We start from the raw sequence: 12,268 nt of genomic DNA on the forward strand, positions 1-12,268 counted from the left end.
AAGCCCTGGTTTTATGCGTATTTATTGTATTTTTTTAGGCACATTCCCGCGGAGCGTTTTTTACTTTACAGGAAAGCAATTTTCTGTAAAGCAAAAAGGGATTCTGCTCCTTCCTTTCATCCGAAACAGAATCCCTTTTCTTTCACACTTTTTAATTTCCTTTACGTCCTTCTTTATAACCACTTCCAATATAATGCATATAATAGGATTTTAAATCATTTCCAAAGGCGTTTTGAAGATCGTTGTATCTATTCTTATATTTTTTCACATTAAAGGAGTCTTTTGCCTGTCTTCCTTCATTCATACCACACTCCACAAAATGTCTCAATGCGGCTGTATCATCACCATAAAACGCTGCCTTAAGGTCAGAATATTTGCTGATGTAATAATTGTAGTCATATACCAGACTGTAATCCACTCCATTGTATACGGTTACAGGATTCTTAAGCACGCCATTTCCTGTTGCTTTACGTCCTTCCCGATAGCCACTGCCAATATAATGCATATAATATGCTTTCAGATTTCTTCCAAATGCACTTCTTAAGTCTGCATAATTAGCACGGTAAGCTGCTACATTAAAGGATGCTTTTCCCTGACGCCCCTCATTCATACCACATTCCACAAAGTGACGTAAGGTTGCATTTTCATCACCATTAAATGCCGCTTTAATATCCGGATATTTGTTGATGTAGTAATTGTAGTCATATACCAGCTTGTAATCCACGCCATTGTATACGGTTGTCGGATTCTGCAGTTCTGTACTTCCGGTTGCTACTCGTCCCTCAGCATATCCATTGATGCGATAATGATCATAATATGCTTTCAGATTATTTCCAAATGCACTTCTTAAATCCGCATACCGGGCACGATAAGATGCAACATTGAAGTTTGCAATTGCCTGACGGCCTTCTGCCTCACCATTATTTACAAAATGTGCAAAAATTGCTTCTGTATTGCCGCCAAATGCTTTTGCTACATCAGGGTTATTCTTTATGTAATAATTTAAGTCAAAGACCCTTTCATAGCCTGCACCAAATACGGTAGTCGTTGCATATGCACACCGCATTTTATATCCGCCACCACTTACATATACATGGATATTATATACACCCACATTATTCTTATGATTTGCAATATTGGCATGCACGATAAAGGTATCTGCATCTACTCTGGATGCGTTATACCATACAATATCGCTCTGATCAGCCTTTGTCCAGACCGGAACACTAACAGAAGTCACATAACTTGGGACTCCATCCACAACAATATCAAAGGTTCCTGCTGCTGCATTCCTGCTCTGAACGATTACGTCAGAAGTCAGCACTGGTTCTGTGATAGCAAAGGACTTTGTCACGCTGCCCTTATAGTCTCCAATTCCTGTAATGGTTACATAAGCTGTTCCTACAGAATAATTGTCACGATAGGAAAGCTTGTAGTCTACATTTTCTTTCAGCATTGTTGTCCCATCTTTGACAACAACCGGCGGAGTCAGCAGTCTTCCATTATAAGTCTGTGATGCAACTGCCAGAACCGTACAATTTTCAATGCTCTTTTCTTTAATTACAAAGGTAACAACTTTTTCTCCGGAGTATACACCAATACCGGAAATGATTACCCTGGCAGTTCCCACATTTCTATTGTTACTGTAGCTTACCGTATAATCAACATCTTCTGTTAATACCTTGCTTCCCATCTTAACGACCGGAACCGGCTTATAAGTCTGTCCGGTATACTGCTCTGAAGCAGGAATTCCGGTAACTGTTGCCTTGGATAAGCTGTTGCTGATTTTGAATTTCTTAACAATCGTTCCGGTATAATACTGGGTCAGCGGACGCACAGTAATGGATGCATCGCCTGCCAGCTCATTATTTGCATACGTTGTTTCATAATCTTCATTCAGCGTTAAGGTATTGCCACCACATGCCACATGGATAGACGGACATATCGGGCTTCCGGTATAAAGCTGTTCCGGAACACTGTCAATAATTGCATCCTCAAGGCTTGCCACAATATTGAAGTAAACGCGCTTGGTCTCATCATAGTTGCCAAGTCCTTTAATTACTACCCATGACTCTCCTGCCCTTAAGTTGTTGCCATTGACAACCTGATAATCCTTCCCTTCTACCAAAAGTTTTCCGTTGTCATAAATCGTCAGTGCCGGGCGGATGTAATTGCCGGTATACTTCTGATCTGGGATTGCTTCTGCCACAGCATTTCCAATATCATGCTTGGTAATCTTATAGTATACCGTAATGCTGTCTTTGTAGTTACCGCTTTCGGTTGCAGTTACCGTTGCACTTGCGGTTCCGATTGCAGTGTTGTTCTCATAAGTTACTTCATACTGGGAAGAATCAATGGTTAATCCGGTAGAAGTATCTTTTAAAGTAAGTACCGGTTTAATCTCGCTTCCGGTATAATCTACGTTATCGGTTCCGGTAATCTCAATATCTGCAGAAGTAAGTGACTTTCTTGCAATCTGATATGGATATACAGCTGTTCCTACATATCCGGTCTGGTCATTTTCCGTACCAACGATTCCAACATATACTGTTCCAGCATGAATCAGGTCAATGGCACTTGCTTCCGCCGTACAATCTTTATCAATATAGTATTTTACGATGTAATCTTCGTTTTCTGTCAGATAGCTTCCGGTCTTATTGAACTTCACCTGAATGTTCTTCGGCTTGGTATCAAGACCGTTATATACAGTATCGGAAATTCCGGTTACCGTTAAAGTATCATTGGAAAGCAAGGTACCGATGGTAAACTTCTCAATTCGTGTTCCACTGTAGTTACCCTGTCCGGTTACTTTAATCCACGCGGTTCCCACCTGACTGTTATTGGTAGAATATTCATAAGTAAAGTCTGTTCCATTTACCAGTGCTACAATTCCATTTTCCGAATTATCTTTCAGGCTGATATTCGGTGTATAAGTAGTACCCTGAATATAAGGATAGTTCCGGTTTGCCGGGTCAAATCCTGTATCAGAAGCATCGGATAACGCCGCACTGATATTTTCAGAAGAAAGATCCCTTGCCAGAATAGAGAACGGAATTGTCTTGCTTCCGGTATAGTTGGTGGTATCCTTCGGAGTAATCTGAACAAACGGTCCGGAAGTTCCATTTGCATCTTTTACAGCTTCATTGTTAAAGTAAGCTGCCACATAATCTACATTGCGAACCAGCGGTTCTGCACTGGTGGATGTCATGTAAACATTTAATTCCGGTTCATACTTGGTTTTTAACGGTACATACTGTGGATCTTCTATTTTAGAGTATACTAAATCCTCAACATTTTTCTTTAAAATGTTAAACTCTACCGTTGCAGTTCCAGTACAGCTTGCCACACCGTGGATTGCTGCATATGGTGCATTTGCCCCGCCGGCGTTCGCTGCATTGATATTATTGCGATACTCATCCACTACATAATCTGTGTCTAACGTAAGGGTCTGTTCTTTGTTATTTTCATCATTAAATGTTAATTTAATTTCAGGTTCCTGTGCCTCACCATTGTAGGTTACGTCATCAATCGTCTTGCTTACCGTAGACAAATCACGTTTTGTAATCGTAAAGGTCTTAGTCAGTGTTCCCTTGTAATTGCCCTTACCGATTACGGTAATGGTCTCGGTTGCGCCTGCCGGTGCACTGGATGGATTATCTGCATCCGTCTGGTAATACACACTATAGTTTGCCGGGTCAATTACTTCTGAACCGCCAATCTTCTTAATGACCAGAGAATCCGGCTTAATCAGCTTACCGGTATAAACATAGCTGTCCGCAATTCCGGTAATCTCATAATCTTCCATATGAATGGAATCAATGGTAAATGCTTTCGCCTTGGTGGTTCCCATCAGTTTACCGTTTGCTGTTGCCTGAATGACTACACATGGTCCGTTCTCGCCATTTGCTGCTGCAACTGCAGTATTCTTACGATAAGTTACCGTATAATCTTTTCCTTCTTCCAAGGTATCAAAGGTAGAACCGGTTAATGCATATTTCACAACCGGAACCGGTCTGATTTCCTGTCCGGTATAGGAGAATACATCTCCGCCCAAGTCAATGCTTAAATCATCACTGCCCAGGTCGTATTTAATCGCAAACTTCGCTGATTTTTCACCACTGAAATAAGTTCCGGTTCCCTCAATAGTTACGATCGGGTCAGTCAGTGAAACAGATTTACCATTTACAATGCTCTTAATGTTGTAGTCTGTTCCAAGTGCCAAAGTCTTGCCATCACATACTACAGTCATATTTTCAATTGGCTGTGTGGTTGTATTGTATTCGCTTCCGGTATATTTCTGTGCCGGAATCGTAATCTCAGCATCTTCAATTTTACCGGTAATAGCGAAATTTGCAACATAGCTTCCTACCCAGTGATTCTTCTCAATTCCGGTAATGAGTACACTGGCCTGCCCTGGAACAGTATTATTTCTATAAGACACGCTGTAATGTGTTCCCTCTATCAGACGTTCCTGGGTATCGCTGCCTTTTACATACACGGTAACGGTAGGTTTCATTCCGCCGGATGCTGCCTGTGCCTTGTCATACTCAATGGTATCATAGCTTAACTTCACTTCAATCTGGTCAGCAGAATTATTCATATCTCCATCATAGTAGAAGTAACTATTCTTGGTTCCCTTAAAGTTACCGGTTCCTTCAATGGTAATATCCTGCTGTCCAACTTTAAATTTATCTACCTGGGTCGGAGTATAAGTATAATCTACGCCAGGCTGCAGAGTATATGAATATTCTCCAATTCCGGACTCATTCGGAAAACTCTGTGTTACTGTGAAATCCGGAATACTCTTTTTAAAAATGTAACTCATTCCCTGCAAAGATACGCCTACACCATCAATACTTTTCCGCTGAATAATAAACTGGTTCGAACCTGCAATCTTATCTGCAGTATAATTTGCGCTTTCCAGCACACCACAGTAGTTTCCAATACCCTGGATTCTTACATAAGTCGTGCCGGCATTGGTTTTTTCTGCGGCTGTTGCTACATTCTGATAATCCTCATCCGAATATACTTCAAACTGATAATCCTTATTCGTTGACAATAAGCTGGAAGAATCTCCATAGCTTACTTTTACGGAAGGAGTCAGTACTTTATTGGCATAAACCGGGCTGGTAATGTCTACACGCAGCTTGCTTAATTCGTTCAGATTTTTCTGATTAATGGTATAGCTTACGGTTGTTGTTCCTGTGTAGTTGCTGTTTTCTGCCGCTTTTAAGGTCAGAGTTGCAATTCCCGCATTGATTGCATTTTCACTGCTTTCAATACTGTATTCCTTATCGGTCAGAATATAGCCATTGGTGGTAGGGTACTGTAATACAACACCATCTCCGTCTGCGGTAGTAGAAATTACAACCTTCTGCTCAATTCCATTATATGTATAAGTTCCATTTACTCTTGCATTCAGTTCAGATATATCTTTCTTTGCAATGACTGCATATCCGGAAATATCTCCATAATACTGACCCTTGCCGGATACTGCGAAGTAAATCGTTCCCGCATTGATAAATGCCTCATTTGTCTCAGAGCTTACAACATTCTTATGTGCTGCATCACTATAGAAGGAAATGCTATAGGACGACGGATCCGGAATTGCATCCATCATTTTTGTCTCAATTGCCTGAATCATTTCATCCTTATGGGAATTGCGGTTATAGGTTCCACCGGAAATATTAAATGCCGGCACAACGGTCGCAATATTTGCTCCAATAAAGAATGTGGTTGTTGCGGTTCCGGTATAATTCTTACCGTCTACCGCTTTGATTCTGACATATACTTTTCCGGAATTCTTATGTTCTGAAACCTGTTTACATAATTCATCGTCATAATATCCTTCAACTTCATAATCCACGCCTGCAACCAGTACACGGTTTCCATCAGATACACTGATACCCGGCTCCACTGCTTCTCCAGTATAACCGCAGTTGCTTGCAGTTACGGTCAGCGTGCTCATGTTCTTTGGCGTGATCTTATAAGAAGTACGGATACTTCCGCCTAAATTAGCATAAGTTCCAAGACCGCTGATTAATACATAATAAGTACCTGCGTCCACCGGCTCTGCAATGACCTTCTTGTATGCAGAATCCGTAAAATAAGTAACCTTAAAGTCTTCGCCCTGTACCAGGCCTTTGGCACCGTTATTATCAGTAATACGGATTGCCGGTACCTGCATGCTGCCATTGTATTCAAAGGTAACCTGTGTCGGATCATAGTTTGCAGAACCTGCAACGATATTACACTCGCATTCATTTAACTTTCTTGGCACAATACTGAAAGTTCCACGGTTCACGCCACCCTCTGCCAGTGCATAATCTCCAGTCAGTCTGATATAAGCCTTTGCATTATTGGTTCCAATTTCGATATTATCTTCACAGGAAACCACTTCTACATACTGGCTGTCCAAGGTGACATTTTTACTACCTTCTTTATAATAAACGGTAATATTTGCAGGATCCGGCACAACAGCACTACCGGTATAAGTCTGGTCTGTAATTACAATATCTGTCGGGCTGATGTTCTTTGGCTTAATCATATAAGTATATACTCTTTCGCCTCCGGCATAGTTACTGCCATCCAGACCGGTTATCTTAAGATAATAGGTTGCTGCATGAATCAGTTCCTGTATGCCCGTAGTGCCTTCCTTATCGTCTGCCGGTTCAGTACATTCCGGATCACGATAAACAGCATAGTCAAAATCCGTTCCTTTTTTCAAAGCATTCCCCTCATCATCGGTTGCTGTCAGGGATAATACCTTGCTCTTACCATCAAAAAAGCTGGAATAACTGGTATCTTTATTAATGACACCTGCTTCTGTTCCGTTGATTGCCAGCTTAAAGGTACATTTATCTAAAGATTTTGCAACAATATCAAAATAAATCGGCTCTGCCTTGGTTCCAAGGTCTCCTTCGTAGTAATCCAGTCCGGTTACCTTCACATAATATCTTCCAATAGAGGTCGGTTCAGATACAGTCTTGGTATACTCCGCATCTTTATAATAAGTAATCTTATATCTGGAATCACTGATAACATCACCGGATGTATTGGAGACGGTAATGTTTGGCACATTTTTCTTGCCATTGTATTCCAGTTCATTTTTATCTAATACTGCTTTACCAAGCTTGTCATAGATCTCAAAGTTGATAAATGCGTTTCCGGTTAAATTTCCGGTTCCGGTAATAATCAGGTTATTGGTTCCGGTCTGTCCTGCAGTAGTTTCATTTCGGTATGCCACGTTGTAGTTGCCGGCAGGAATCTCCACGCCATTCAACTTCACTACTACCTCATTGGTCATATCCGGTTTACTATTCTTTACATAATAATATTTATCACTCTTTAAGGAAACACTGATGCCTGCTGCACTTAAATCTGCCTTGCCAATCAGGAAATTAAAGGTCTTGCTGCCCCGGTACAGAGAAGAAGAATTCGCTGTTACTGTCATCTTCGCTGTTCCGGCATTGGTATTATCTGCCCAGCTTGTGGTATAGTCAGACGCCTGGATTCCTGCGGAATTCTGACTGTCTACCAGTGTAAATTCCGGTCTCTGTGCAGTTCCGGTATAAGTAGAATCGCTCAGTCCATTGGAAACAGTTACAGAATCCGCTCCAATATTATAGTAAATATTGTAACGGTTCTCTGTAATTGTTCCGGAAAATGTATAGTTACTGCTGCTCTTTAATACAATTTTAAAGGAATGTGTTCCTACTGTGGTATTGCTTCCGGATGTATATTCTACGTTATAATCATCTGCTGAAAGGTTTACCATGGTAGAAGTACCGCTTATGATACCATACACCCCTGTAATCGTCGGTAATACATCACTTCCTGTATAATATACATATCCGTCTTCACCGGTTCCTTCCACCCCTTTATAATTAACACCGATATAGCTTAACTTCTGCTGTGCAATCGTAAAGCTCTTGGTGGTCTGCCATCTGTGGCTGTCTCCGATACCAACGATATCAATATATGCTGTTCCTGCGCTGGTATTATTACGGTAATAAACGGAGTAATCCTCTTTTTCTTTCAAAGTTTCTCCATCAATCTGGACCGTAACTGCCGGCTTAACCTCCTGTCCGGTATAAGTATAGGTATCATTTCCGGTTGCAGTTGCACCATTTGCATCCGCTCCTAATGTAATGCTTCCATTGCCCGGAAATGCATCCGCCGCCTCTGCCGGTATTGCCGGAAGAACGCCCGCAATCATACAAACACTTAAAACTAATACCAGTATTCTTTTTCCAACATCCTTGTACTTACGCATAGAACCTCTCCTTGTTGCTTGTTGTTTCCTCATCTTTTTATCTTTACTATATTCCTTTTGCTTTTCAGATTCAAGAGTAACCCTTTTTTCTAAAAAAGCGCAGGAAAAGACACTTCTAAACCTTTTATCGTCCGGAAGTTACTTTTTCTTTATATTTTCCAGCGGATTTTTTCATTTTTTAGAAAATCTTTTTCAGAAAATTAACACTTGACATTTTATACTACCACTGTTACCATTACAAACTGAAAACAAAACATCACTTTGCTAGGGGCGCCTTTGGCTGAGAAACGCATCTGCGTTGACCCTTATTACTTGAACCGGATAATACCGGCGTAAGGAAGCACATAGTTCAACCTCCTGGCAGAGTATCATCTTTAAGGAGGATTTTTTATGTCATTTTTTGCAACATACGACGGCTCTTCTTACCAGCTTACCACCGCTGGTTTTACAGCCCTCGTTATCATCATGATTGCCATTCTTCTGATTGGCTGTGCTATCTTCGGTGGAAAGAAGAAATTCAGTGCAAAGCAGCTTGCATTTTCAGCTATGGCAATTGCCCTTGCCATGGTAACTTCCATGATTAAACTTTTCGATATGCCAATGGGCGGTTCCGTTACTTTACTGAGCATGTTATTCATCGTTCTGATTGGTTACTGGTACGGTCTGGGTGCCGGCTTAACCGCAGCTTTTGCTTACGGAATACTGCAGTTAGTCGTTGACCCTTATATCATCAGTGTTCCACAAATGTTAGTGGACTACCTCTTCGCCTTTGGTGCATTAGGACTTTCCGGACTTTTCAGCGAATCCAAACATGGACTTATCAAAGGTTATATCGCTGGTGTATTAGGTCGATACTTCTTCGCATTCCTTTCCGGCTGGATTTTCTTCGGCATGTATGCTCCGGAAGAATTCCCGAATGCAGTGGTATACTCCCTTGCCTACAACGGTGCATACCTTGGTGCAGAAGCACTTATTACATTAATCATTATCTGTCTGCCACCAGTCCAGAAGGCATTGAATGCCGTTAAGAATATGGCAAATTCATAATTTAAGTTCTAAAATCTACAGAAAAAGCGTCTCTTCTAAATCAGAAGGGACGCTCCTTTTTTCTATCAACTACATCTGAATCCATCCGAAAGCATTTGCTATGGAACTGATTAAAATAATCGCTGCAAAGATCGGACAGAGGTATTTTATCATCACTGTAAATATCTTTTTCCTGCGGAACGGGCTGCCGCCCCGGGTTACTTCTTCTTCAATCCGCTGCACTCCCACCACTCTTGATACCAGAAGGCAGGTTGCAATAGCCGCAATCGGCATCATCACGGAGTTCGTCAGGAAATCAAAGAAATCAAGAATCTGCATTCCGATAATTTTTACATTCGCCAATGGTCCATATCCCAGTGTAGAAAGACTTCCCAAAAGAAGCATTACAATACCGACAATTACCGTTGCTTTCCGTCTTTCCCAGCCCAGTTCATCTTCGAAAGTCGATACTGCACTTTCCGTTAATGCAATAGAACTTGTGATTGCTGCAAACAGCACCAGTACAAAAAATAAAATTCCGACTCCGGTTCCAAGTCCCATGCTGTCAAATACTTTTGGAATCGTAATAAACATCAATGATGGACCCGCCTGCAGGGTTTCCGGATTTCCATTGGAAAATGCAAAGACTGCCGGAATAATCATCAGCCCTGCCATCATGGCAATCGCTGTGTCGAAGATTTCCACGTTCTTCGTGGACTCTTCAATAGAAACTTCCTTCTTCATATAAGAACCAAAAGTAATGAGAATTCCCATGGCAATGGACAGGGAATAAAACATCTGTCCCATGGCTGTTACTACCGTCATCCAGGAAAAATTTTCAAAATTCGGAATCAGAAAATATTTAACTCCTTTTAATGCTCCCGGTCTGCTTACGGAATAAACCGTTATTAATATAGAAAGAACAACCAGCACCGGCATCATAAATCTGGATACCCGCTCAATACCATTCCGGACTCCGGCAAAGATAATCCCCAGCGTAAATACTGCAAAAAAAGCAAAGCAGATTTCTGTGGAAAGCCCGCTGGAAATGAAATCGGAAAAATATCCATCCGATGCAAGCTTACTGCCATTTCCCCTGATATATTCCACCAGATATTTCATTACCCAGCCGCCAATTACAGAATAATATGGCACGATTAAAACCGGAATAATCGCATTTATCCAGCCACCGAAAGAGAGCCAGCGGGATTTTCCAAAGGTATGATATGCTCCCACCGGGCTCTTCTTCGTCATTCTTCCGATAGAAGTCTCCGCCATAATCATCGTATATCCAAAAGTCAGTGCAAGTATAATATAAATCAGCAGAAAGATTCCTCCCCCATACTTTGCCGCAAGATATGGGAATCTCCATATGTTTCCCAGTCCCACGGAAGCGCCTGCTGCTGATAATACAAACCCTATCTTCCCCGAAAATGTACTTCTTTTCTCATTCTGTGTCTTCATTTTGTTTTTCTTCTCCTAAACTCATAATTTCCATAACGCAAAGTTATAAAAATCATAACACAGTCTCATAGTTCCTGCAATATTCTTTCTTTTTTCGCAATACATTCACTTATTTTCTCTTCTTTTTCACAGCGTATTCCCTTATATTTCCTTAGTTTTCTCGCAATTTGCAACCAATTCACAAATTTTTCACAAATTTATTAGCACTCACCTCTTGACATTGCTAATAATTGGTGTTATAACGTAGTCAGAACAAAGGAGAGGAACAAAAAGAGGTTCCTAAAACATCCCGGTTCCAAAGAAACAAGGTAAACAAGCATAGATAGATTTATTTAAAAAAGGAGAGATGACTTATGTTGATGCCTAGTATTTTTGGAGAGAATTTATTTGATGACTTCTTTGAGGATTTTCCATGGATGGACGATAACATGGATATGAAAAAGACTGAGAAAAAACTTTACGGTCGTAGAGCCGCACGTCTGATGAAGACAGATATAAAGGAGCAGGACAATGGTTACGAACTGGTCATTGATTTACCTGGATTTAAGAAAGACGAAGTAAGTGCTTCCTTAGAAAATGGTTACCTGACCATCAGTGCCGCCAAAGGCTTGGATGAGGAAGATAAAGATAAGAAATCCGGCAAGTACATCCGTAAGGAACGTTATTCCGGAGCCTGTAGCCGAAGCTTTTATGTTGGCGATGCCGTTACCGAAGAAGATATCAAGGGTGAATTTAAACACGGTATCTTAAAACTCTTCGTTCCGAAGAAAGAAGCAAAACCTGCTGTGGAAGACCACAAGTACATCGCCATTGAAGGATAACAGAACTTTATATAGTATCTGATTCAGATTAAGAAAGGAAGCATGTTATTATGTCAGACAAAAATCCAAAACATCCATTAAAAAAGAAAAAAGTAAAAGCTAAAATTAATGTAGCCGACCATGAGGCTGTTGAGGAAGCCAGAGAAGCTCACAGAAACAAGAAACATTATTACTAATTACAATAGACTATTTTAGGAGGAATGACTTATGTTAGTACCAAGTATTTTTTCAAACAACTTTGTAGATGATATATTCGATGATGTATTTCCATTCGGAGCTTACAATGCTCCTGCAGCAGACAACCGTGCTGCCATGAACACTGACGTTAAGGAATTTGACGACAGATATGAACTGGAATTTGAACTTCCAGGTTTTAAGAAAGAAGATATCCAGGCTGAGCTGAAAGACGGATACCTCATCGTCAATGCCAAACACCAGGACAACAAGGACGAAAAAGGCAAAGATGGCAAATATATCCGTAAAGAACGTTACTATGGCTCTTACCAGCGTAGTTTCTATGTCGGAAATGGCGTTACTCAGGATGACATCAAAGGCGGTTTTGAAAATGGTATCCTGACTCTGACCGTTCCGAAGAAAGAAGCAAAACCTGCTGTGGAAGAAAAGAAATATATTTCCATTGAGGGATAATACCAGGATAATTAAAAGGGAAAAGGGGCGGTGT

Annotated in this window: 6 protein-coding genes and 1 riboswitch; of the genes, 4 read left to right on the plus strand and 2 right to left on the minus strand. The window is 40.9% G+C overall.

What is annotated here, in order from left to right; all coding sequences use genetic code 11:
* Nucleotides 1-151: 151 nt before the first annotated feature.
* Entirely contained in the window at nt 152-8,275 is an 8,124-nt protein-coding gene (locus LKD41_RS07600; RefSeq protein WP_227700841.1) for a GBS Bsp-like repeat-containing protein, read from the minus strand.
* Nucleotides 8,276-8,531: 256 nt separating this feature from the next.
* Nucleotides 8,532-8,631, plus strand: a riboswitch (TPP riboswitch).
* 34 nt (nt 8,632-8,665) lie between these two features.
* Between LKD41_RS07600 and thiT the strand changes: the two genes are divergently transcribed.
* Nucleotides 8,666-9,322 (plus strand): energy-coupled thiamine transporter ThiT, encoded by a 657-nt coding sequence (thiT, locus tag LKD41_RS07605; protein WP_022242808.1) that lies wholly within the window; start codon nt 8,666-8,668, stop codon nt 9,320-9,322.
* Between the two features lie 69 nt (nt 9,323-9,391).
* Here thiT and LKD41_RS07610 read toward each other — a convergent pair whose 3' ends face one another.
* Nucleotides 9,392-10,765 (minus strand): sodium-dependent transporter, encoded by a 1,374-nt coding sequence (locus LKD41_RS07610; protein ID WP_227700842.1) that lies wholly within the window; start codon nt 10,763-10,765, stop codon nt 9,392-9,394.
* A gap of 353 nt (nt 10,766-11,118) precedes the next feature.
* On the opposite strand from LKD41_RS07610, the gene LKD41_RS07615 reads away from it, so the two are divergent.
* The 3 genes from LKD41_RS07615 to LKD41_RS07620 are packed head-to-tail and all read left to right on the plus strand — an operon-like array spanning nt 11,119 to nt 12,234.
* On the plus strand, nt 11,119-11,586 hold the full coding sequence (locus tag LKD41_RS07615) for an Hsp20/alpha crystallin family protein (RefSeq protein ID WP_022242810.1): 468 nt from the start codon (nt 11,119-11,121) through the stop codon (nt 11,584-11,586).
* 50 nt (nt 11,587-11,636) lie between these two features.
* Nucleotides 11,637-11,762 (plus strand): hypothetical protein, encoded by a 126-nt coding sequence (locus LKD41_RS15670; protein ID WP_255415056.1) that lies wholly within the window; start codon nt 11,637-11,639, stop codon nt 11,760-11,762.
* 31 nt (nt 11,763-11,793) lie between these two features.
* Complete coding sequence (locus LKD41_RS07620) at nt 11,794-12,234, plus strand: Hsp20/alpha crystallin family protein (RefSeq protein WP_022242812.1); 441 nt, start codon at nt 11,794-11,796, stop codon at nt 12,232-12,234.
* The last annotated feature ends 34 nt before the right edge of the window (nt 12,235-12,268 follow it).

Source organism: Roseburia sp. CLA-AA-H209, from assembly GCF_020687575.1.
GTDB lineage: Bacteria > Bacillota > Clostridia > Lachnospirales > Lachnospiraceae > Roseburia_C > Roseburia_C amylophila.

Bases quoted from the DNA above. Each gene is read 5' to 3' on its own strand.
- thiT (WP_022242808.1), top strand. From the start codon at position 8,666: ATGTCATTTTTTGCAACATACGACGGCTCTTCTTACCAGCTTACCACC.
- LKD41_RS07620 (WP_022242812.1), top strand. From the start codon at position 11,794: ATGTTAGTACCAAGTATTTTTTCAAACAACTTTGTAGATGATATATTC.
- LKD41_RS07615 (WP_022242810.1), top strand. From the start codon at position 11,119: ATGTTGATGCCTAGTATTTTTGGAGAGAATTTATTTGATGACTTCTTT.
- LKD41_RS15670 (WP_255415056.1), top strand. From the start codon at position 11,637: ATGTCAGACAAAAATCCAAAACATCCATTAAAAAAGAAAAAAGTAAAA.
- LKD41_RS07600 (WP_227700841.1), bottom strand. From the start codon at position 8,275: ATGCGTAAGTACAAGGATGTTGGAAAAAGAATACTGGTATTAGTTTTA.
- LKD41_RS07610 (WP_227700842.1), bottom strand. From the start codon at position 10,765: ATGAAGACACAGAATGAGAAAAGAAGTACATTTTCGGGGAAGATAGGG.